Below are 22,405 nucleotides of genomic sequence, written 5' to 3' on the forward strand. Positions count from 1 at the left end.
GAGTGACGGGTCAGCCGGTTGCCGCGCTCGCCGCGGCCCGGGCGGCTGCCGCGTCGGCCGCGGCAAGGGCGTCCCGCGCCGCGGCCTCGCACTGCGGCCGGGTGACCGCCGCGAGGCTCGCCCCGACGGCCCGGATCGCGGCCGCGTTCATCGAAAGGCTCGTCACGCCAAGACCCGTGAGCACGCGCGCGAGCAACGGGTCCGCCGCCGCCTCCCCGCAGACGCCGACGGGTTTTCCGGTCGCGCGGGCGGCCTCGCCGACCATGGCGATCAGCCGGAGAAGCGTCGGCTGCCAAGGGTCGTTGAGCGCCGCGACCGCGCCGAGCTGACGATCGGCGGCGAAGGTGTACTGGGCGAGATCGTTGGTGCCGATGGACACGAAGTCGACCGCGTCGAAGATCTCCCTCGCGGCCAGCGCGGCGGCCGGGACTTCGATCATCACTCCCGCCCTGCCGATCCCCGCCGCGCGCACCCGCTCGGCGAACCACGCGGCTTCGGCGGCGGTGGCCACCATCGGCGCCATCACCGACACGTCCGCCCCGGAATCGGCCGCCGCACCGGCGATCGCTTCGAGCTGCCGGTCGAGCACACCGGGCCGGTCGAACGCGACTCTGACCCCGCGAACGCCGAGCGCCGGGTTCGGCTCGGCCTCGGGTGCGAGGAAGGCCAGTGGTTTGTCGGCACCCGCGTCGAGCGTGCGCACGATGACCGGTTTGCCCGCGAAGGGTCGGAGCACCGCCGCGTAGGCGGCGCGCTGTTCGGCGACCGTGGGTTCGGCAGGGGCGTCCAGGTAACAGAACTCGGTCCGGAACAGGCCGACTCCCTCCGCGCCCGCGTCTCGCGCCGCGCGCGCATCGGACGGAGAGCCGACGTTGCCGAGCACCTTGACCGGGTGCCCGTCGGCGGTCCGGCCGGAGCCGTCCCACTCGGCGGGACCGGTTTTCGACGCCACCACCACGGGCGCGCGCGGGTCGGCGACCTCGACGACACCGGTGTCACCGTCGACGTCCAGCGCTTCGGCCTCGACGGCGAGGAGACCGCGTACGCCGACCACGGCCGGGATACCGAGAGCGCGCGCCAGGATCGCGGTGTGACTGGTCGGCCCACCTTCCTCGGTGACCAGGGCGAGCACGCGGCCGGCGTCGAGGCCCGCGGTGTCGGCAGGGGCGAGGTCGCGGGCGAGGAGAACGCTGGGCGAGGACAGGTCGGGCACGCCGGGTGGGGCCACGCCGAGCAGTTCGGCGATCACTCGGTCACGGACGTCTTCGATGTCGCGTACCCGTTCGGCGAGATAACCGCCGGCCGCGGCGAGGGTCTTGGCGAACCCGCCGGCGGCCTCGTACACCGCGCGGGTCGCGGGCAGGTTTTCCGCGACGACCAGCCGCTCGGCCTCGCTGACCAGCGCGGGGTCCGCCGCCATCATGGCGGTGGTGGTCAGGATGTCCGCGGCCTCGCCGGTGGCGGCCGTGGCGAGCGACTCGAGCCGGGCCGCCACCGCCTGTGCGGCGGGACCGACCCGGGCCGCCTCGGCCTGCGGATCGGCCGGCTCCGGCGTACCGGCCGGCTCGCCGAGGGGTTCGGCGACCCGGACCACCGGACCGCGTGCCCGCCCCGGGCTCACCGGCACCCCGGACAACTTTGTTGCCGACATGGTCTAGACCATACCCTTACCCGGATCGCTCGCACAGTCCTCGCTCACTCTCCAGGCAACGAGGTCAGCGTCGCCGGAGTTCCTGCGCGGACGGGTAGGACGGCTGGGCACCGGGCCGGGTCACCGAGATCGCGGCCACCTCGGCCGCCCGCCGGGCGGCCGTTTCCAGTTCTTCGGCGTCGGCGAGCGCGGCGGCCAGCGCACCGGTGAACGCGTCACCGGCACCCGTCGTGTCGACCGCCTTCACCTTCGGGGCAGCGATCTCGACGGTGCCGGAGGGCGTGGCCACCAGCGCACCACGCGCGCCGATGGTGACCACAGCGGCACGCGGACCGAGTTCGAGGAGCCTGGCCGGCTCGGCGGACGACCCCAGCAGCCACGCCGCTTCGTGCTCGTTCACCACCAGGACGTCCACCGCGGCGAGGACGGTCTCGCCGACGTCCGCGGCCGGCGAGAGATTGAGCAGGGTGCGCGCCCCCGCACCGGCCGCGACGGTGATGGCCCGCTCGACCGTGGGCAGCGGAACCTCGAGCGAGGCGACCACGACCTTCGCGCCGCTGGACGCGCCTTCGACGTCCGCGGGTGCGAGTTCGGCGTTCGCGCCGGTCGAGACGAGGATGGAGTTTTCACCGTCGGGGGTCACCGTGATGTAAGCCACTCCGGTCGGCCGATGGACGGTCCGGAGCAGGTCGGTGTGGACCCCGGCGCCGCGCAGCGACTCGGTCAGGATCGTGCCGTAGGCGTCATCGCCGATCGCCCCGGCGAGCGCCACGTCGGCACCGAGCCGGGCGGCCGCGACCGCGGTGTTCGCGCCCTTGCCACCGGGGGAGACCACGGTGTCGCCACCGAGCACGGTCTCCCCGGCGCCCGGACGACGATCGGCCGGAACCACCAGGTCGACGTTCGCCGAACCGACCACCAGCAGGTCATGGGTCATGCTCGCCGCCCCGCTGACAGCCGCGTGCCGGCACAAGATGTCATGCCGGAAGTTTGCCTGGTGCCATGCTGGTGCAACAGGAAGACCCACCCCCCTCCTTGACGAATATGAAGAATTTTGTAACTTCTTCCCATCGGGAGACGACACTGAGGTCAGTGACCAACGTGTTCACCCAATAGGGGTAAATCCTCTCTTGGGCCGTCCCAGGAGAGGTGTAGTGGACTCTCCCGTGCTGTCCGGCCCCGGCGCCCGCCGGGAGGACATCGGGTCGCCGGTACCGATCGCGTAGCCCCCCGAGCGATCGGTACCGGTGGCGCCCGCCGGACCTCCGGCGATGTCGCCGATCCCCGCCCGCCTGCGCGTTTCTCCCAAAGCTCGGCGAGCCCAGCCATAGAATGTCCGAATGGACAAGCCGACGCGCCGGAGCCGCGTGCGCGCGGCGACCGACCAGGACATCCGGCGGACGGCACGAGCCCTGCTCGTCGAGCGTGGCCCGGAAGCGGTGACCTTGCGGGCCATCGCCCGCGAACTGGGCCTGACGGCACCCGCGCTCTACCGGTACTACGGCTCACGTGACGACCTCATCGCGCACCTCCGCCTCGACGTGATCAGTGACCTGGCGGCCGAACTCGGCGAGGAGATCTCGGGCCTGACCACGGACGGCGCCGTGCAGTTGTTCACGGTCTGCCGCGGCTTCCGGCGGTGGGCGCTGACCCACACCAGGGAGTTCACGCTGGTGTTCGCCTCACCGACCGGGGACGTCGGTTCGACCACCGGAAGCGTGGCCACGCTGAACCGCGCCGACGAGCCTTTCGGGCGCATCTTCCTGATGGCCGCCGGACGGATCCTGGCGAACCACGAACTCACCATTCCCCCGGCCGAAGCCGTGCCGGCGGAACTGCGCGACGACCTCACCGCGTTCCAGGACGAGCTGCTGTCGGTACTCGAAGAGTCCGGTCCCGGTTTCCCACCGGACAAGCTCGACCTCGGCACCACCTACGTGATGATCCAGTTCTGGGCCCGCCTGTACGGGCATATCACCCTCGAGGTCTTCGGCAACTACCCGATCCCGCTGACCAAGCCCGACGCCGTCTTCGACGCGCTGCTGGCCGATCTTGCCCGGGAGATCGGGCTGGACAGTGAAAGCGCCGGTCTCTAGAAAGCGCTTTCACCGCCAACCACCCCCCGCCTCACGCGGGAGACACGGTCAGAGGACGACATTCACCAGGCGGCCCGGCACGACGATGACCTTGCGCGGAGTACCGCCGTTCAGCAGAGCGGCGATCTTTTCGTCGGACAGTGCCGCCGATTCCACCGCGTCCTTCGGCGCGTCGGCGGGAACCGTCACCCGGGAACGGACCTTGCCGTTGACCTGGACCGGGTAGACCACGGTCTCCTCGACCAGGTACCGCTCGTCGGTGACCGGGAAAGAGCCGTGCACCAACGATTCCGTGTGGCCGAGCCGCTGCCACAGCTCCTCGGCGATGTGCGGGCACAGCGGCGCGATCATCAGCACCAGCGGTTCGACCAGTTCCCGCGGCGTCGCCTCCGCCGAGCCGTACGCCTTGGTCACATGGTTGTTCAGCTCGATCAGCTTCGCACCCGCGGTGTTGAACCTCAGCTCCGCGTAGTCCTCGCGGACACCCGCGATGGTCTTGTGCAGCTGCCTGCGGTCCTCCTCGGTGGCGCCGGCCTCGGACACCCGCGGTTCGCCGGTGCGCTCGTCCACCACCAGCCGCCACAGCCGCTGCAGGAACCTGTGCGCGCCCACGACATCCTTGGTCGCCCACGGCCGGGAAACATCCAGCGGCCCCATCGCCATCTCGTAGAACCGGAACGTGTCGGCCCCGTACGACGCGCACATCTCGTCGGGGGTCACCACGTTCTTCAGGCTCTTGCCCATCTTCCCGTATTCCTGAGCGACCTCTTCGCCCTGGTAGAAGAACTTCCCGTCCCGTTCCTCGACCTCTTCGGCCGGGACGTGGAAGCCACGGGCGTCACGGTAGGCGTAGGCCTGGATGTAGCCCTGGTTGAACAGCCTGCGGTAGGGCTCCTCCGAGGACACCTCGCCCAGGTCGTAGAGCACCTTCTGCCAGAACCGGGAATAGAGCAGGTGCAGCACCGCATGCTCGACACCGCCGACGTAGAGATCCACCCCGCCGGGGTCGTTCGCGCCGTGCTCGGCCGGGCGCGGGCCCAGCCAGTACCGCTCGTTCTCCGGGTCGACGAACCGCTCGGCATTGTCCGGGTCCACGTACCGCAGCTGATACCAGCAGGAACCGGCCCAGTTCGGCATCGTGTTGGTGTCGCGCCAGTACCGTTTGGGTCCCTCACCGATGTCCAGCGTCACCTCGACCCAGTCACTGGCCCTGGACAGCGGCGGCGAAGGCTCCGCATCGGCGTCGTCCGGCGCGAAGGTCTTCGGCGAGTAGTCGTCCACCTCGGGCAACTCGACCGGCAGCATGGATTCCGGCAGCGCGTGCGCGATCCCGTCTTCGTCGTAGACCACCGGGAACGGTTCGCCCCAATAACGCTGGCGGGAGAACAGCCAGTCCCGCAGTTTGTACTGGACCGCGCCGGTGCCGTGGCCGTGTTCTTCCAGCCACGCGATGATGGCCTTCTTGGCTTCCTCGACGTCCATGCCGTCGAGGAAGCCGGAGTTGACCGCCGGGCCGTCGCCGGTGAAGGCCTTGCCCTCGAACCCTTCGCCCGGCTCCACGGTACGGACGATTTCCAGGCCGAACTTCTCCGCGAAGTCCCAGTCACGCTGGTCCTGACCGGGCACCGCCATGATCGCGCCGGTGCCGTAGCCCATCAGCACGTAGTCCGCGATGAAGACCGGGATCCGCTTGCCGTTGACCGGGTTCACCGCGTAGGAGCCGGTGAACACGCCGGTCTTGTCCTTGTTCTCCTGACGGTCCAGCTCGGATTTCCGGGCGGCCGCCAGCCGATAGGCCTCGACCGCCTCGGCCGGCGAGGCCGCGCCACCGGTCCAGGTCTCGTCCGTAGCGGACGGCCAGTTCGCGGTGGCCAGCTTGTCCACCAACGGGTGTTCCGGAGCCAGCACCAGGTACGTGGCGCCGAACAGGGTGTCGGGGCGGGTGGTGAAGACCTCGATCCGCTCGTCGCCGGCGGCGAAGACCACCCGGGCGCCCTGGGACCGGCCGATCCAGTTGCGCTGCATGGACTTGACCTTTTCCGGCCAGTCCAGCCGGTCCAGGTCGTCCACCAGCCGGTCGGCGTAGGCGGTGATGCGCATCATCCATTGGCGCAGGTTCCGGCGGAACACCGGGAAGTCACCACGCTCGCTACGCCCGTCCGGGGTCACTTCCTCGTTCGACAGCACGGTGCCCAGGCCGGGGCACCAGTTCACCGGTGCCTCCGAGATATAGGCCAGCCGATGGTTGTCCAGAATGGACAACTGTTCGGCGCGGGTCAGCTCACACCAGCCACGGCCGTCCGGAGTGCGGCGCTTGTCCTGCGCGTACTCGGCCTCCAGCTCGACGATCGGGCGTGCCTTGCCCCGCTGCTCGTCGTACCACGAGTTGTAGATGCGCAGGAAGATCCACTGCGTCCACTTGTAGTAGCCCGGATCGATGGTGGAGATCCGGCGGCGTTCGTCATGACCGAGGCCCAGCCTGCGAATCTGGCGCAGGTAGGTGGCGATGTTCTCCTCGGTGGTCTTGCGGGGGTGCTGTCCGGTCTGCACCGCGTACTGCTCCGCCGGCAGGCCGAAGGCGTCGAACCCCATCGTGTGCAGCACGTTGCGCCCGATCATCCGGTGATAGCGGGCGTAGACGTCGGTGGCGATGAAGCCCAGCGGGTGCCCGACATGCAACCCCGCGCCGGACGGGTACGGGAACATGTCCTGGAGGAAGAGCTTGTCCGAGGGAACGCCGTCGGCGGCGAGCGGGCCGGTGGGGTTCGGCGCGTTGTACGTACCGTGCTCGGTCCAGTAGTGCTGCCAACGCAGCTCGATCCGGCCGGCCAGCTCCGCGTTGTAGCGGTGACCAGGCATGTCCTCGGTTGCTTCGCTCACACAGTCATGGTAAAGGCCGGGCCCACCCGATTACCGCGCGGACCGCGCGAGACACCGACACCTATCCTGAGCACGTGTTCGTTGTCGCGCTGATTCCCATCGTGCTCGGTGTCCTGGTCGGCTGGAGCGGGCTGCTCGGCTGGCGAGAGCGGTTGCCTCGCGCCCGTGGCGCCGGCGTGCGCACCGCGGCGACCCTGCGTTCGGACGAGGCCTTCCGGATCGCGAACAAGGTCGCCGGCCTGCCCACCCTCATCGCCGGGCTGGTCGGAGTGCTCGCCGGGGTGGCCGGGTTGTTCATGCCCGGCACGGCGGGCCCGATCGTCGCCGGCGTTCTCGGGCTGGCGGGAATGGCCGTTCTCGTGGCCGGAGGCGGGCTCCTCGGCCACCGCGCGGCGTCGGCCATCCCGGTGCCGGAACCGGTAGCGGCGGGCGGATGCTCGGGCTGCGCCTGCGGCGGCTGCGAAGTCCTCACTCGCCGATAGCGCGCGACGGGCGGTCAGTTGCGCTGAAGGTCGCCGGGATGGGTGGCCAGCAGTGCCGTCGGCACTCCCTGGCGACGCAGTACCTGTCCCCACAGGTCGTGGTCCGGCCCGGCGAGAACGTCACTGGGCAGTGCCGGGACGATCAGCCAGTCCCCCCGTGTGATCTCCCCGGCGAGCTGACCGGCGTCCCAGCCCGCGTAGCCCGCGAAGACCCGAAGTCCCCGCACCTTCGGCACCAGCACGTCCGGGTCGGAGTCGAGATCGACCAGCGCGACCGGGCCCCGGACACCGATCAGCCCCGGCACACCGGCGGCGTTCTCCCCCACGCGTAACGCGGCCAGGCACAGCGCGGTCTTCTTCTCCACCGGGCCACCGACGAACACCGCCTGCGGTTCCACGACGTGATGTCCCCAGGTCGGGAGCACGTCGTCGACGGGCACGTCGCTCGGGCGGTTCAGGACCACGCCGAGGGTGCCCTCCTCTCGGTGGTCGATGACGAAGACCACCGTGCGGCGGAAGTTGGGGTCGAACATCGTGGGGGCGGCGACCAGGAGCGTTCCCGGCTCTACCTCGGCGTCCGGTGGCACCGGGTAATGATCGCACTCCTCGTGCCCGTGTTCCGCACCGCGCATGAACAAAGGGGAACGACGGTGGTACGAACGGGAACAACAGAGGCGGTGCCTCCGTTGAACACGATGGCCGGCGCACTCCGTGTCCCCCGGGCCCACTTGAGAAGAGCCTTTGTGGAATACCGTGCGGCTGGAGCCACACTGCGCCAACCCGCCGAGAGGCGACCAAGTGCGCCGGCCCCTTTTCCCCGGAATTTCCCGTTTGTTGAGTGCCTGCCTTCGGCAGGGAGGTTCGTCCGCGACTGACCGTAAGCTGTCGGGTTGTGACGGCAAGCGCGGAATCTCCCGCAGCGAAGGTGCGGCTGCGGTCTTTCGTCGCCCTGCCCGGTTTCCGCAGGCTGGTCTTTTCCCGGTTCGCCGCGCAGTGGTCGGACGGCGTGTTCCGAGCGGGGCTGGCGGGCGCGGTGCTGTTCAATCCCGAACGCGGCGCCGATCCTCTGACGATCGCGGGCGGCTTCGCCGTGCTGCTGTTGCCGTACTCGCTGATCGGTCCGTTCGCGGGCGCCCTGCTCGACCGGTGGGACCGCCGACGCGTGCTGGTCTTCGCCAACTTCCTGCGCGCCGTAGCGGTCGTCGGGACCGCGGCCGCCGTCGGATTCGGCGTGGCCGGCGCGGGATTGTTCATCCTCGCGCTGCTTGTCGAAGGCATCGCACGCTTTGTCGGGTCGGGGATGTCGGCTTCCCTGCCGCATGTCGTCCCGGCGCGCACGATCGTCACGGCCAACGCTGTCGTCGTCACCCTCGGGTCGGTGACCGCGGTGATCGGGGGCGGTTGCGCGATCGGGCTCCGGGCGGTGCTGGGATCCGGCAACGTCGGGTCCGCCTGGACGACCTCGACCGCGATCGCCGGCAGCGCCGTGGCCGCCGTGGTGGCCGCCGGCTTCTCACCGGGAAAGCTCGGCCCCGACGCGGTCGACGAGCCCCGTGATGTCGTGGTCGCGGTCGCGCGTGGGTTCGCCGACGGCGCCAGGGCGGCGCTGCGGGTGCCCACCGTCACCGCCGGGTTCGTCGCCCTTTTCGCGCACCGCGCGTCCTTTGGCATCTCGCTGTTGCTGACCGTGTTGCTGATGCGCTACTCGTTCACCGACACCGGCCCGCTGAAGGCGGGATTGCCGGGTCTCGGCCAGATGGTGTTCATGGCGGGTGCCGGCATCCTGGTCGCCGGTCTGTGCACCCCTCGCCTGGTGGCCGGCTTCGGCCGTCGGCGCGTGACGATCGGCTCGCTGGTGGTCGCCGCCGGCGCGCAGGCCGGGCTCGGCCTGCCGATGATCCTGCCGACCGTGCTGTTCGCGTCGTTCGTCATCAGCTTGGCGGGGCAGGTGCTCAAACTCAGTGTCGACTCCGCGATCCAGTCCGAAGTCGGTGACGAGGCCCGTGGCCGGGTCTTCGCGCTCTACGACACGTTGTTCAACATCACGCAGGTCGCCGCGGTGTCGGTGGCCGCCGTGATCACCCCGCTGGACGGCCGCTCACCGCTGCTGCTGATCGCCGCCACCGCCATCTACCTGCTGGGCGGGGCCTGCTACCTGGTACTCGTCCGGCGTAACGGAGCCCCCTCGTAAGGTGTTCTCCGTGAGCGCCCCGCAGGAGGAGCAAGCGCGGTTGCTGCTGCAGATCGGCAAGCTCGCCGCCCGGGAGGCGCCCGAAGGCTGGACCCGGATCGAAGTCCGGTTCCGCAGGCTCGGCAAGCACACCGAACTCGAGCCGGTGGCCTTCACGGCGAAGGCGGCGAGGCCGTTCGACGGCTCCGGCGAGCTTTCCGCCGCGCTGAGCGAACTCCGCACCCTGATGTACGAACCGGGGCGGGGAACCTGGTTGTGGATTCTCTACACCCTGCAGCGCGAGGGTGACATCGACTTCGACGTCGGCTCGGACCCATGGTGGGACACGCCACCGTTCGACCTGCCGGCGATGGTCGAGGCCGAGCAAAACGCTTTTCCCCGCGAGGCGGATCACCTGCCCGACTGGTGGCGTCGTGCCGCGGGGCTCCCGCTCGCCGTGACCTTCCGGCAGGCCCGTGTCGTCAAAGGAGCGCCCCCGGTGCCGGACGCGGAGATCCCGCTCCTGCTGCGGTACCTGGAGCGGCAACCGGAAGTGCTGATCAGCAGCGGTCTCGGGCCGGACGCCTTCACCGGCGGCACGGAGGTCGACGTGCCTCAGGGCTACCACACCGACGGCGCCTGGATCTGGCCTACCGCCGTGGCCCACTACCTGCGCAAATACGCCATTCCGCCGGAGCCGGAGTTCCTCGCTCACATCCGCGAACGGGGCTACCACGCGCCGTATGCCGACAAGCTCGTCCGGCTGACCGCCGCCGCCGACCTGCTCGGCAGGCCACGTCCCAAGGCCGACCCCCGGGAGGTGACTCCCACCAGCGGGGACATCGCCGCGGAGCTGGAGACTACGACCGATCCCCGGCTCGAAGACGCCGCCGTGCTCGTGGTGCTCGCCCAGCGACTGGATGAGCACGGCGTCCGCCCGGATTCCTACCGGATCGCCTCGCGGGCCGACGGCGCCTGGTGCCTCAACACGCGGGAGCGCGGCTGGGAAGTCGCCCGGTACGCCGACGGAAAACCGGTTTCCCCGCGCTATTTCGCCAGTGCCGAAGACGCCGCGCAACAGCTTCTCGGTGCGCTGCTCCTGCATCCGGCCCGCATGACCGGTAACGGCGAAACATCGCCGGAGACCGTCGCCGAAGTCGCCGACTGGCCGATCCAACCCGTCGAGGGCGAGCCACCGTTGACCCTGTTCCGCAACAAGCGCATGGTCCGTCTCGCGGCGGGCACCGTCGTCCTGCGCTTCGGTGACGACCAGGGCAACCTGGTGCACCACGACGAAACCCGGTTCCCGGCGACCTCGCTGCCGATCGAGCGGGAGCGCAGGGAGCGGCGGTACCGGATCCGGCGCACGCTGATCGTCCTGCTCGGGGTAGCCGTGCCGTGGGCGGGTATGCCTGGCGGTGCCATCGGTTACGTGCTGCCGAAAACGCTTCGTGACCACGTCGCGGACGGATCGCTGGAGAAGGCTTGAGCCACCACCGGCGGTGGTCGCCGACGCGAATCAGAGCCACCCATGAGCTAGGTTAGACCGGGCCTTTGACCTTCCCAGGGGGAGTCGTGCGGTATCGAGTCGAGCTGGCGGATCGGCCGGACGGTTTGTACGCGGTATGGAACGAGCAGGTCTTCCAGGCCCAGCGGTCGACAGCGGACGCGACGGTCCTGCTCACCACGATCCCGGGGGAGGACCCGCCCGGCGATTTCGACATCGAGTGGGAGTCCCAGCCGGCGAAGGTGGTTCCCGAGGCGGAGACGGGCGGCACCTTCAGACTGCAGACCTACTGCCTGTTCGACGACGAGATCTACAGCGTCGCCCCCGGTGACGATCTCCGGACCCTGACGCTGCGGTGGAGCGGGCAGGACGAGACCCAGGCCCGTCAGCTGGGGCTGACCGATTTCACCGCGATCGCGAGCGTCGACGAGATCAGCGCGGTGTGGCAGGAGCGGCACGACTTTCCGGGTGGGCCCCGCCCCGAGTTCGGCACCGGTGACCCGGAGGCGCTGGTGCGCGCGATCGCGCGAAGCCTGCGGCAGGCCCTGCCCGATGGCTGGGAGCGGGTCGCCGCGCAGTTCCGGCAGGTCGGTGACTACGCCGAGATCGAGGTCAGATCGGTGGGCAGTGGTCTTTCGGTGTCGCTGCCCGCCCCGGTCCAGCTCGGCCAACTGTTCGTGAGGCTGCGCTCGGCGATGTATCTGGCCGGTCTGGGGACCTGGTTCAAGGGGACGCTCACGCTGGAGGCTCCGGCCCAGTTCCACTTCGACTACGACAAGACCAACGAACCCACCTGGCGGCTGGCACCGGGTGAGGACAGGCTGACCGCCCGGTCCTACGACGCCGAACTGGAGTACTTCCCCCGCGATCGCAAACAGGTTCCCGACTGGCTCGCGGCAAAGGCCGGGCTTCCCCTCGATGTCCGGTTCGAGCGGGCGGGGATGGCCGACAACCGCCAACCGCTGCCCGCGGAGGAGATCCGCCCTCTGCTCGACTACCTCTACCGGGCACCGGTGGTACTCACCCGGCCCGCGCGCCTCCCGGATGCCTTCTCCCCGGGGGCACCGGCCGACGTGCCCGATGCCTTCCACACCGACGGAGTCTGGATCTGGCCCGCCGCCGTGCCGCACTACCTGCGGAAGTACGGTCTCCCGCCGGACCCGGAACTGGTGGAGCGGATCCGGGCCAACGGCTACCGGGTGCCCTACCTGCCCTTCGAACTGCGCGCGGCGGCGGAAGCCGAACTCCTTGGCAAGCCCTATCCACGAACGGCTCCGGTCGCCGAAGCGGACGCCGTGACGATGATCGATCGCGGCGAGGATCCGCCGATGGGCCTACGGGCCGCGGAGATACTGACGCTGGTGCGACGGCGGCTGACCGAGTACGGGATTCCGGACGAGGCCTACCGGATCGGCGAGTTCGCCGAGCAGGCCTGGTGCCTGGTGCGCACGCCCGCGAGCTGGGAGGTCGTCGGGCCGGACGGCGGCGAACCCGCGGTGTTCGCGCACGTCGAGGGGGCGGCCCGGTTCCTGCTCGGATCGTTGTTGCTCTACCCGGCGCGGGTGCCCGAGCGGCACTCGGAGCCGGCCGACTGGCCGATCGTGCCGATGCGCGGTGAGCCACCCCTGAACTTCTTCCGCGCGAAGCGGTTGATCGTCCTGGGTGCCGGGACCACCGTGCTGCGCTTCGGAAACGAGGCCGGGAATCTGGTGCACGAGGAGTCCGCCCGGTTCCCGGAGGCTTCCCTGGCCCCGGAACGCGAGCAACTGCGTCAGGTCTACCGGGTCCTTCGGCCGCTGCGCGTGCTCACCGGGGTGACCCTGCCGTGGGGTCCGATGCCGGGCGGCGCGGTCGCCTACTTCCTGCCGCGCACTCTCGCCCAGCATCGCGAGACGGGGGCACTCGAACGGCTGTGACCCGGCTTTCCGGTTGTTTCACGTTGAACAATCCGAACCGTCATTCCGGGGGTTCGATGCCGTTCTCCCGGGCCCACCGCACAAGTTCCGCGACCGCTTCCTCGTGCGTCAGCGGACCCCGGTCCAGCCTCAGCTCCTTGAGATGACGCCACGCCTGGCCGACGAGCGGCCCCGGCGGCAGGCCCAGCAGCTTCATGATCTCGTTGCCGTCGAGGTCGGGCCGGACCCGGGCGAGATCCTCCTGAGCCTCGAGCCGGGCGATCCGCTCCTCCAGGTCGTCGTAGGTCCGCTGCAGCGCGGCGGCCTTGCGCTTGTTGCGGGTGGTGCAGTCCGCGCGGACCAGTTTGTGCAGACGCGGAAGCAGGTCTCCGGCGTCGGTGACGTACCGCCGTACCGCCGAATCCGTCCACTCGCCCCGGCCGTATCCGTGAAACCGCAGGTGGAGGAACACCAGCTGGCCGATGTCCTCGATGACCTGCTTCGGGTACTTCAGCGCACGCAACCGTTTGCGCACCATCTTCGCGCCGACCACCTCGTGGTGATGGAAGCTCACCCCGCCACCGGAGGTGAACCGTCGCGTGTCCGGCTTGCCGATGTCGTGCAGGAGAGCCGCCAGCCGCAACACCAGGTCGGGCTCCCAGCCATCGGCCTTCTCCAGCGCGATCGCCTGGTCGAGGACCGTCAGGGAATGCTGATAGACGTCCTTGTGCTGGTGGTGCTCGTCGATGGCCAGCCGCATCCCGGGCACCTCCGGAAGCACCACGTCGGCCAATCCGGTGTCCACCATGAGCTCCAGCCCCTGCCGGGGACGCGAACCCAGGATGAGTTTCGACAGCTCGGCCTGCACGCGTTCGGCGGTGATCCGCGCCAGCTCGCCCGCCATCTCGGTCATCGCGGCCACCACACGCGGCGCCGGAGTGAAGCCGAGCTGGGAGACGAACCGCGCGGCCCGCAGCATCCGCAGGGGGTCGTCGGCGAAGGACTCCTGCGGCGTGGCGGGCGTGTCGAGGATCCCGTCCCGCACCGCGGCAAGACCGTCGAACGGATCGACAAACTGTTTTGTCGATACCTCGATCGCCATCGCGTTCACCGTGAAGTCGCGGCGCGACAGGTCGCCTTCGATCGTGTCGCCGAAGGTGACCTCGGGGTTGCGGCTCACCCGGTCGTAGGTGTCCGCGCGGAAGGTGGTGATCTCCAGCGTCGCGCCGCGCTTGGTCACGCCGACGGTGCCGAACTCGATGCCGGTCTCCCAGACACCGTCGGCCCAGCCGGACACGATCTTCAGCACCTCACCGGGACGCGCGTCGGTGGTGAAGTCGAGGTCGGGCGAGGACCGGCCGAGCATCGCGTCGCGCACGCTGCCGCCCACCAGGTACAGCCGATGGCCGGCACGCGCGAACAGCCCGGCGAGATCGTCGGCCACCGGCGAGATCCGCATCAGCTCGGTCACCGCATTCCGCTTCGCGGCGAGTTCGTTCACCAGGACCCAACCACCCACACTGTGCACTTATCCCGTACAGACACGAGAAACCAGCCTACCGATCCACCGAAAGTGAAGGTTCAGCTACGCGCTCGTAACCGCCGGACCGCCACACGCACTAGCATCGCAGCATGTCTGGATCGGCCGCTCGTGGTGGCGGGGGCAGGCCGCGACGCAGGTCGCGACGCCGCCGCGGCAAGCGGATGTCCACGGTCGACGAAACGTCGGCCGGCGGGCTGGTGGTCGATCCGGACCGCCTGCACGCGGTGCTGATCGGACGGCTGGACCGGCACGGCAAACTGCTCTGGTCGCTGCCCAAGGGACACATCGAGGACGGCGAGACCATCGAGCAGACGGCTGTGCGTGAGGTGAAGGAGGAGACCGGGATTTCCGCTCGTGTTCTGGACTCCCTCGGCACCATCGACTACTGGTTCGTGGCCGAGCGCCGGCGGGTGCACAAGACCGTGCATCATTTCCTCCTGGAAGCGGTCGGCGGCGAACTGTCGGACGAGGACGTGGAAGTCACCGAGGTGGCTTGGGTGCCGATCGCCGAACTGGAAGACAGGCTCGCCTACACCGACGAACGCGCTCTGGTCCGCAAGGCCCGGCAGTTGTTCGGAAACGGCGACAAGGCGCCGACAGAGAGGGTCGTGGAGTGAACAGGGGGTCTGGGGGGTTTCCCCCAGGCGGGACGCGGGGGACACGCACCCGCAGGACGCGGTGGGCCGCGGCGGCGCTCGCGGCGTTCTTCACCGTCCTGTCCGCGCCGCTCGCCCTCGCCCAGCCGAGTGAGGACGGCCCTCGGCTGAAGCTGAACGTGACCCAGCTCGATCCGCGCACGGTCACGCCTTCCTCCACCACCATGACGGTCGCCGGCACCGTCACGAACACCGGTGACCGACGGATAAGCGACCTCCAGGTACGACTCGAACTGGGCACACGGGAAACCTCCGAACGACAGGTCCGCTCGGCCATGAGCGGCCCGCCCGCCGCCCCGGATTCGATGTCGAAGTTCGTCGCGGTCGAGCCCTCGGTCCTGAACCCGGGACAGACCGGGCATCTGTCCGTCACGGTGAGACTCGACGGCTCGGGCGGCGCGCTCAGGCTCGCCGGAGCGGGCGTCTATCCCCTCCTGGTCAACGTCAACGGCACTCCGGACTACGGCGGCCAGGCCCGGCTCGCCTACCTGACCATGCTGCTGCCGGTGCTGGGCGCGCCCGGCAAGCAGATGGCGCCGGCGCCCGCCCAGCCCGCCGAGGCCACGATGCTCTGGCCCATCGCCGACACACGCCCGCGGGTCGTGGCCGCGCCCTACGGCAAGAAGGTCGTCCTCGGTGACGACGTGCTCGCGAGCGAGCTGCGCCCGGGCGGGCGGCTGGACGCGCTCGTCTCCTCGGCACGCGCGTTCCAGAACACCCCGCAGGTCGCCCACTCGCTCTGCTATGCCGTCGACCCCGACCTGCTCGACACGGTGGACGCGATGAGTCGCGGCTACGAGGTCCGCACCCTTTCCGGCAACATCGCGGGGGGTGGGGCCGATGTGGCGAAGGACTGGCTCGCCGCCCTGCGCTCGCTGGTCAACGGGCAGTGCGTGATTCAGATGCCCTTCGCCGACGCCGAGCTTCCCGCCCTGGCGAAGGTCCGCGGCGGGGATCTCATGAACTACGCGCTCAACACCAGCGCACGCGTTCAGCAGGTCATCGGCACGCGGCCACTGCCTGGTGTGCTGTGGACCGACGGACCGCTCAATTCGGCCGCGCTCTCCGCCCTGAACGGGGCCGGGATCAACACCGTCGTCGCCGACCCGGCCGATCTGAGCGAGAGCCAGGTGAGCGGTGGGGTGGCCGTGGGCGCTGACGTCCGCGTGGAGCCACTCGACTCCCTGGTGGCGACCGGCCTCGGCGGAGCACCGGCTCAGACGCAGTCCGCTTCGACGCCGCCGGACGATCCGGCCATCGCGGCCCAGAACGGCCTGGCCACGCTGGCGTTCCGGAGTGGGCTGGGCACCACCTCGTCGAGCAAGCCGATTCTCGTCGCCCCGCCCCGCCGTTGGGCCGCGCCGGAGGGCGAGCTCACCCAGCTGTTGCAGACCTTCGGCGATCTGCTGAACCGCAAGATGCTGACCCCGGCGACGCTGAGCCAGCTCCTCGCGGCCAGTGCCACCGGCAGCGCCACCATGAACTACACCACGTCGGCGACGCCGACCGCGGTCACCGACGAGATGGCCTCGATCGAGGCCACGATGACGGATCTGCGCGGCGCGATGAACGTCGATCCGACCGCTCAGGTGAACCCCGACCAGCTTCTGCTGCCCCTGCGGTACGCGCTGGTCCGCAACACCTCGACGGCTTGGCGGGCCACCTCGGGGGCGGCCGCCGTTTCGGTGGCCGACTCGCGGACGCAGCTCGAAGCCCTTCTCGACCAGGTGAGTGTGGACACTCCCGCGGTCCCCATCTCGATGGCCTCGGGTTCGGCACCTCTGCCGGTCTACCTGCGCAACAACCTGCCGGTGCAGGTCGTCGTCCGGATCACTCTGGACAACAACACCGGCCTGCGGCCCGGCGACGTCCCGGAACGCCAGTTGCTGCCCGCCGGGCTGGGCTTCCGCGTCCCGATCCAGATGGAGGCACTGCGCGCCGGCAAGTTCAGCGTGACGGTGAACCTGAGCACGCCGGGCGGCACGCCGCTGGGCAGCCCGGCCCGGTTCGACCTGCGCTCGAACGAGTACGGCGTGGCGACGTTGGTCCTGACCATCGCCGGTGGCGCGGCCCTCGTCCTGCTTTCGGGGCGACAGATCTATCGTCGAGTCAGAACCAGGCGCCGCGGGTGACTACCCTGGTATAACCGATTTGACCGCCGAGGATGGGGCACGCGCGTTGGACAGAGACCCGGGGTGGCCGCCCGAGCGTCCCGCAGAACGCACCGCTCGGCGACCGCCGCCCGAGCGAATACCGCCGTCGGAGCAGCCCACCAAGCGGCGTCTCCCGGCGGTGAACGGTCGTCGCCAGCCTCCGCCGCGCAGAGCCCGCCAGGCACAGCAGCCGCCGCCGGTAAGGCAGCCGCCGCCACGTCAGCCCCGCCAATCCCGGCAGGGGCCACAGCCACCGCAGCCGCCACCGGCGCAGCCGCCACCACCGCACCGCCCGGTCCGGCCCTGGCAGCAGGAACGCGAACAGGACAGCATGCCCTTCGGCGCGCCACCGCTGCAGCCAGGCGATCCCGACGCCACCGTGTTCATCCCCCGCGTCGGCGGGGTCCCGGCCAGTTCCAAATGGCCGGTCGCGGACCCGGATGTGCTGCGCCCGTACGACAGCCTGGCGACCCGGATGCTTCCCCGCGTCCAGCCGTCCCCCGCCACCTCGGCGAATTCGTTCGGCGAGGGCCCGGGGCTCGACGCGACCGGCTTCCTCCCCGCGATCACCGAGCGGCCTGCGGCCCCTTCGCTCGCGAAATCCAGCAGCAAGATGGCGATCGCCTCGCTGGTCAGCCGGATCACGGGATTCTTCTGGAAGATCATGCTGGTCTGGGCGGTCGGCACAGGCGTGGTGAACGACTCGTTCAACATCGCCAACACGATGCCCAACATCTTCTTCGAACTGCTGCTCGGTGGCGTACTGAGCAGCGTCGTGGTGCCCCTGCTGGTGCGTTCGCAGGACGACAAGGACGGCGGCGAGGCCTACACGCAGCGCATGTTGACCGTCGGGCTCGTGCTTCTCCTGGTGGGCACGGTGATCGCGGTCCTCGCCGCGCCTTTGCTCACCTCGCTCTACATCGACCCGGGTGACAAGGCCAGCCCTGAGTTGACCACCGCGTTCGCGCGGCTGCTACTGCCCGAGATCTTCTTCTACGGCGTGTTCGCCCTGTTGTCGGCGATCCTCAACGCCAAGAACATCTTCGGCCCGACGGCGTGGGCGCCCGTGATGAACAACATCGTGGTGATCGTGACGCTGGCGCTGTTCATGATCATGCCAGGTGAGATCACCTGGAACCCCGTGCACATGAGCGATCCGAAGCTGCTCGTCCTCGGGATCGGCGTGACACTGGGCATCGTGGTGCAGGGCGTGCTGCTGGTGCCACCGCTGCTGCGCACCGGTTTCCGGTTCCGCTGGCGCTGGGGCCTGGACAGCCGGATGCGCGAGTTCGGCGGTCTCGCGCTCTGGATCCTGGGGTACGTCGCGGTCAGCCAGGTCGGCCTCACCATCAACACCCGGGTACTGACCGTCGGCGACCCCGGCGGTGTCACGATCTATTCGAACGCGTGGCTGCTGTTCCAGCTCCCCTACGGTGTGATCGGCGTCTCGTTGCTGACCGCGATCATGCCCCGGCTGAGCCGGAACGCCGCCGACGGCGACACCCGCAAGGTGGTCGCCGACCTGTCCTACGCTTCGCGGATTTCGACCGTCATGCTGGTGCCCATCGCCGCCGTCATGACGTTGATCGGCGAGCCGGTCGGCATCGCGCTGTTCAGCGGCGGGGCCAACTCGGCCGCGGAGGCCGAGCGCCTCGGCCAGGCACTGGCCATCTCGGCGTTCGGACTGCTGCCCTACGCGCTGGTCATGTTGCAGCTCCGGGTGTTCTACGCGATGAAGGACGCCAGGACTCCGACCCTGATCATGGTCGTGATGACCGTGGTCAAGATCCCGCTGCTCTACCTGTGCCCGGTCCTGCTCGACAGCAGGCAGGTCGTGCTCGGCACGATGTTGGTGAACTCGCTGACCTTCGTCATCGGGGCGATCATGGGGCAGGTCTGGTTGTGGGTCAGCCTGGGCAACCTCCGCAGCAAGCGGGTGCTCGGTGTGATCCTGTTCACGATGGTGGCGAGCGGTCTCGGGGTACTCGCCGCAGTACTGGCGGGGACCATCGTGCCGGACTTCGGCGTGCGGATCACCGCCTGGATCAAGTTGATCCTGCAAGGTTTCATCGGACTGGGTGTGTCGTTCGGCGTGCTCGCGGCGCTCAAGGTGGAGGAACTGGCGCCCGCGACCAAACGATTCACCCGTTTGATCAAGCGCGGGTAACGATCGACACAGGGATAACTCGGAACGACACGGCGCGTTCCCGTACTCTCGACAGAGGTGTGCGAAAGAGGGCTTGGGGTGAATGAGAAGCGGAGCGAGCAGTCCGGAAACGCTCGAGTAGGTGTTCGCGCCAAGGGAGGTTCCCTGGCGCCGGGCAGCGTCGTCGGCGACGGCAGGTACCGCTTGCTCGCCCAGTTCGGGATCGACGAACGCGCGGGAGCCCATCTGTGGCGGGCGCGCGACGGCCAGCTGCGCCGGGATGTGGCACTGACGCTGCTGGTGGGCGACTCGGCCGACGCTGAGTCGGCCAGGCTCGCGCGCAAGACCCTGGAACGCGCGGCACACGCCGCGAAGTTCGACCACGACGGCGTCGCCCGGGTGCTCGATGTCCTCAGCCTCGGCAACGGGATCGCCTCCAGCGAGGGTCTGCTCGGCATCGTGGTCACCGAATGGACCAAGGGCACCGACCTGATCGATCTGGTCGCCGAGCATCCGGTGGCACCGCTGCCCGCCGCCCGCATGGTGGAGAAACTCGCCGAGGCCGTCGAGCGCGCGCACCACACCGGGCTCGTGCTCGGTCTCGACCATCCTCAGCGGCTGCGGATGACCACCGACGGCACCCTCCGGCTCGCCTTCCCCGGCCCACTACCCGACGCCACACTGCGGGACGACGTCAAGGCGATCGGCGCAGTGCTTTACCTGCTGTTGACCGGTCGTTGGGCACTGCCAGGAGGTCCCGCGGCCATTCCGGCGGCGCCGCACGCGCCCAACGGCCGTCTCGTGGCGCCCCGGTCGCTGCAGCCACAGGTTCCGGTGGAGTTGTCCTCTCTGGCGGTCCGGACCATCGAGGACGGCGGTCACGCCGGAATCCGCACCTCGGCGGCGATCCTGCGGGCGCTGGAAATGGCCGCCGAAGCCGAGGAACGCACCCAGTTGATCCAGGCGCAGGCCGCGGCCGGGGTGAAGACCGAGGACGACGGCACGATCTGGACCACCAAGCGGCCGATCAAGGACAAGGCCAGACGGCGCAAGCTGGCGCTCGGCGTGACCGTGCTGGTGGTGGCCGCGGTGGGCATCCTGGCCTGGCTGGGCATGCTCGCGATCAGCTTCTTCCAGAACGATCCGACCAGTGGCCCCGCGATCAACGTCGCCGCGCCGACGGCCACGGCCGCGCCCCCGCCGAACCAGGCCCCGCCGCCGCCGGCCTCGCCCACCGGGCAGGCGATCGGCGCCCCGGTGGCTCCGGCGGGCATCAGCGTCTTCAACCCCGACGGCGACGGGGACAACACCAGTCGCGCGAACAAGACCATCGACGGGGACCCGACCAGCTTCTGGCGCACCGACCAGTACAACCAGCAGTTCCCGACGATCAAAAAGGGCGTCGGCCTCATCGCGAACTTCACCGGGCAGATCAACCTGGCGAAGGTCACCATCGCGGCGGACAGCCCGGGTACGACGGTGGAAATCCGGGTCGCCGACTCACCGCACCCCGACCTCGCGTCCACGCGGGTGGTCGGCACGGCCACGCTGAATGGCGCCACCACCGACGTCACGCTGCAGCAGCCGCAGCGCACGCAGTACGTGATCGTCTGGATCACCCAGCTCGCCCACGCCGCTGGTAAGTACCAGTCCCAGATCGGTGAGCTGACGTTCCTGCCTGCCCAGTAGTCTTTGCCGGGTGACCGCAGCTGTACCGACCGACGCCGATCTGATCGCGCGGCACGTGTCCGGAGATCCGCAGGCGTTCAGCGAACTGGTGCGGCGACATCGGGACCGGATGTGGGCGGTCGCGCTGCGCACGCTGCGCGACCCCGAAGAGGCGGCGGACGCCCTGCAGGACGCCTTCATCTCCGCCTTCCGCGCCGCAGGCAACTTCCGGGCCGAGTCGCAGGTGACCACCTGGCTTCACCGAATCGTCGTCAACGCCTGTCTCGACCGCGTACGCCGTAAACAGGCCCGCCCCACCGTTCCCCTGCCCGAGACCGGCTTGAACGAACCGGCCACCCCGCGGGACTCCATGTCGGACCGGGAGACCCGGTTGGTCATCGACGAGGCGCTGGCTCAACTGCCCGAAGAGCAGCGCATGCCCATCGTCCTGGTGGACGTCGAGGGGTATTCGGTGAGCGAAACCGCCACCATGCTGGGCATCGCCGAGGGCACGGTGAAGAGCAGATGCGCGCGTGGCCGGGCGAAACTGGCCAAAGTTCTGGGCCATCTACGGAACCCCGATGCGATTGCGAACGTCTCAGGTTCCGAAAGCAAACGAACGCGGCGGGGGGACATGTGATCCACACCGCCGAAGCCGCGCTCATGAGCTTCCCACGGGTGCGCCCTGTCGACGCGATCGCGGGTACGCGCGAAGTCGCGGAAAACGAGGAGGGACGATGACGGACGAGAGCCGGGGGGTCGAGGCCGCCGGTCCGCCGTGGTCTGTCGATCTGCTCGCCGACCTCCACTCCGGGGTCCTCGACGACGGTGAGGCGACCCGGCTGCGTGTCCGGGTCGAAGCGGACCCGGAAGCTCAGGCGATTCTCGAAGCCCTCGATGCGACCGCCGCGGACCTCGCGGCATGGGGGTCGGCTTCGGCGCCGCCCCTCCCTGATGCGGTCGCCGCACGGATCGACGCGGCGCTGGTCCATGAGGCTCAGGAAATGTTCGGCACCGCCCCGGTGGTGGACATCGCGATGGCGCGGCGCAGGCGCAACCGACGGCTCGGCTGGCTCAGTGGAGCGGTCGCCGTCGCGGCCGCGACGGTCGCCGCCGTGGTGATCCTGGTGCCCAAAGGGACGACAACGGGTGGCAACCCGGTGGCCGAGGCGCCGCCGCAAGCCGGTCAAGCGGCTCCGCTCGCGGTACGGGGCGACCATCCGGAGGCGGCGGTCGGGCACTTGTCGACCGGCGTGAAGGATTACGGGCCGCTCGGCGGTCCGGAGCGACTTTCTTCGTGTCTTCAGGCGGCAGGCCTCGCCGCGAACGCCAACCCGATCGGTGTGAGCCCCGGCACGGTCGACGGCAGGCAGGCGGTGCTCGTCCTGCTGACCACGGGCTGGCTGGCGGAGTTCCGGCTCATCGCGTTCACCCCGTCGTGTGGACAAGGTGGCTCAGGCGTCCTTCTGGACAAGGTCGTCGGGAAATAGCTTCCGTGTGATGTGGGACCGTCGGCCGCCGGGAACACCTGACCCTACGATCGTGTTGACGCTTGTAC

Annotated in this window: 16 protein-coding genes; 11 read left to right on the forward strand and 5 right to left on the reverse strand. The window is 69.6% G+C overall.

What is annotated here, in order from left to right:
* Window positions 1-10: 10 nt before the first annotated feature.
* Window positions 11-1,651 (reverse strand): phosphoenolpyruvate--protein phosphotransferase, encoded by a 1,641-nt coding sequence (gene ptsP / locus ACFSXZ_RS16780; RefSeq protein ID WP_378265955.1) that lies wholly within the window; start codon window positions 1,649-1,651, stop codon window positions 11-13.
* Window positions 1,652-1,715: 64 nt separating this feature from the next.
* The gene (locus tag ACFSXZ_RS16785; protein ID WP_378265956.1) at window positions 1,716-2,588 is read right to left on the reverse strand and encodes a ribokinase; all 873 of its coding nucleotides are present in this window, start codon (window positions 2,586-2,588) and stop codon (window positions 1,716-1,718) included.
* 403 nt (window positions 2,589-2,991) lie between these two features.
* Here ACFSXZ_RS16785 and ACFSXZ_RS16790 point away from each other — a divergent pair, with 403 nt between their 5' ends.
* Entirely contained in the window at window positions 2,992-3,747 is a 756-nt protein-coding gene (locus tag ACFSXZ_RS16790) for a TetR/AcrR family transcriptional regulator (protein ID WP_378265957.1), read from the forward strand.
* Between the two features lie 48 nt (window positions 3,748-3,795).
* On the opposite strand, the gene leuS is transcribed toward ACFSXZ_RS16790, so the two are convergent.
* Window positions 3,796-6,606, reverse strand: a complete 2,811-nt coding sequence (leuS, locus tag ACFSXZ_RS16795; RefSeq protein WP_378266488.1) for a leucine--tRNA ligase — start codon at window positions 6,604-6,606, stop codon at window positions 3,796-3,798.
* A gap of 95 nt (window positions 6,607-6,701) precedes the next feature.
* On the opposite strand from leuS, the gene ACFSXZ_RS16800 reads away from it, so the two are divergent.
* Complete coding sequence (locus ACFSXZ_RS16800; RefSeq protein WP_378265958.1) at window positions 6,702-7,109, forward strand: SdpI family protein; 408 nt, start codon at window positions 6,702-6,704, stop codon at window positions 7,107-7,109.
* A 14-nt stretch (window positions 7,110-7,123) separates the two neighbouring features.
* On the opposite strand, the gene ACFSXZ_RS16805 is transcribed toward ACFSXZ_RS16800, so the two are convergent.
* Complete coding sequence (locus tag ACFSXZ_RS16805) at window positions 7,124-7,741, reverse strand: YqgE/AlgH family protein (RefSeq protein WP_378265959.1); 618 nt, start codon at window positions 7,739-7,741, stop codon at window positions 7,124-7,126.
* Between the two features lie 260 nt (window positions 7,742-8,001).
* Between ACFSXZ_RS16805 and ACFSXZ_RS16810 the strand changes: the two genes are divergently transcribed.
* The 3 genes from ACFSXZ_RS16810 to ACFSXZ_RS16820 all read left to right on the forward strand — a co-directional run bounded on the left by ACFSXZ_RS16810 (window position 8,002) and on the right by ACFSXZ_RS16820 (window position 12,702).
* Complete coding sequence (locus tag ACFSXZ_RS16810; RefSeq protein ID WP_378265960.1) at window positions 8,002-9,300, forward strand: MFS transporter; 1,299 nt, start codon at window positions 8,002-8,004, stop codon at window positions 9,298-9,300.
* A gap of 10 nt (window positions 9,301-9,310) precedes the next feature.
* A complete protein-coding gene (locus ACFSXZ_RS16815; RefSeq protein WP_378265961.1) occupies window positions 9,311-10,768 on the forward strand; it encodes a TNT domain-containing protein in 1,458 nt (485 codons plus the stop codon).
* Between the two features lie 86 nt (window positions 10,769-10,854).
* On the forward strand, window positions 10,855-12,702 hold the full coding sequence (locus ACFSXZ_RS16820; protein ID WP_378265962.1) for a TNT domain-containing protein: 1,848 nt from the start codon (window positions 10,855-10,857) through the stop codon (window positions 12,700-12,702).
* Window positions 12,703-12,742: 40 nt separating this feature from the next.
* On the opposite strand, the gene ACFSXZ_RS16825 is transcribed toward ACFSXZ_RS16820, so the two are convergent.
* On the reverse strand, window positions 12,743-14,182 hold the full coding sequence (locus tag ACFSXZ_RS16825; protein ID WP_378265963.1) for a CCA tRNA nucleotidyltransferase: 1,440 nt from the start codon (window positions 14,180-14,182) through the stop codon (window positions 12,743-12,745).
* A 131-nt stretch (window positions 14,183-14,313) separates the two neighbouring features.
* Between ACFSXZ_RS16825 and ACFSXZ_RS16830 the strand changes: the two genes are divergently transcribed.
* The 6 genes from ACFSXZ_RS16830 (at window position 14,314) to ACFSXZ_RS16855 (ending at window position 22,337) form a co-directional block, all read left to right on the forward strand.
* Complete coding sequence (locus tag ACFSXZ_RS16830) at window positions 14,314-14,841, forward strand: NUDIX hydrolase (protein WP_378265964.1); 528 nt, start codon at window positions 14,314-14,316, stop codon at window positions 14,839-14,841.
* Entirely contained in the window at window positions 14,838-17,012 is a 2,175-nt protein-coding gene (locus tag ACFSXZ_RS16835) for a DUF6049 family protein (protein WP_378265965.1), read from the forward strand. The genes ACFSXZ_RS16830 and ACFSXZ_RS16835 overlap by 4 nt, the downstream gene beginning before the upstream one ends.
* A gap of 352 nt (window positions 17,013-17,364) precedes the next feature.
* Window positions 17,365-19,200: a murein biosynthesis integral membrane protein MurJ gene (gene murJ, locus ACFSXZ_RS16840; RefSeq protein WP_378265966.1), complete on the forward strand. Its 1,836-nt coding sequence runs from the start codon at window positions 17,365-17,367 to the stop codon at window positions 19,198-19,200.
* 78 nt (window positions 19,201-19,278) lie between these two features.
* Entirely contained in the window at window positions 19,279-20,868 is a 1,590-nt protein-coding gene (locus tag ACFSXZ_RS16845; RefSeq protein ID WP_378265967.1) for a protein kinase family protein, read from the forward strand.
* Window positions 20,869-20,878: 10 nt separating this feature from the next.
* Entirely contained in the window at window positions 20,879-21,487 is a 609-nt protein-coding gene (gene sigM / locus ACFSXZ_RS16850) for an RNA polymerase sigma factor SigM (protein WP_378265968.1), read from the forward strand.
* A gap of 97 nt (window positions 21,488-21,584) precedes the next feature.
* Window positions 21,585-22,337: a hypothetical protein gene (locus tag ACFSXZ_RS16855; RefSeq protein ID WP_378265969.1), complete on the forward strand. Its 753-nt coding sequence runs from the start codon at window positions 21,585-21,587 to the stop codon at window positions 22,335-22,337.
* Window positions 22,338-22,405 lie beyond the last annotated feature (68 nt).

Origin of the sequence: Amycolatopsis pigmentata, assembly GCF_042684065.1 — a bacterium.
Classification (GTDB): domain Bacteria; phylum Actinomycetota; class Actinomycetes; order Mycobacteriales; family Pseudonocardiaceae; genus Amycolatopsis_E; species Amycolatopsis_E pigmentata.

What these genes read in the sequence shown, in the direction of transcription:
- ACFSXZ_RS16855 (WP_378265969.1), top strand. Translation starts at nt 21,585, where the DNA reads ATGACGGACGAGAGCCGGGGGGTCGAGGCCGCCGGTCCGCCGTGGTCT.
- ACFSXZ_RS16785 (WP_378265956.1), bottom strand. Translation starts at nt 2,588, where the DNA reads ATGACCCATGACCTGCTGGTGGTCGGTTCGGCGAACGTCGACCTGGTG.
- ACFSXZ_RS16805 (WP_378265959.1), bottom strand. Translation starts at nt 7,741, where the DNA reads ATGCGCGGTGCGGAACACGGGCACGAGGAGTGCGATCATTACCCGGTG.
- ACFSXZ_RS16790 (WP_378265957.1), top strand. Translation starts at nt 2,992, where the DNA reads ATGGACAAGCCGACGCGCCGGAGCCGCGTGCGCGCGGCGACCGACCAG.
- leuS (WP_378266488.1), bottom strand. Translation starts at nt 6,606, where the DNA reads ATGCCTGGTCACCGCTACAACGCGGAGCTGGCCGGCCGGATCGAGCTG.
- ACFSXZ_RS16830 (WP_378265964.1), top strand. Translation starts at nt 14,314, where the DNA reads ATGTCTGGATCGGCCGCTCGTGGTGGCGGGGGCAGGCCGCGACGCAGG.
- ptsP (WP_378265955.1), bottom strand. Translation starts at nt 1,651, where the DNA reads ATGTCGGCAACAAAGTTGTCCGGGGTGCCGGTGAGCCCGGGGCGGGCA.
- murJ (WP_378265966.1), top strand. Translation starts at nt 17,365, where the DNA reads ATGCCCTTCGGCGCGCCACCGCTGCAGCCAGGCGATCCCGACGCCACC.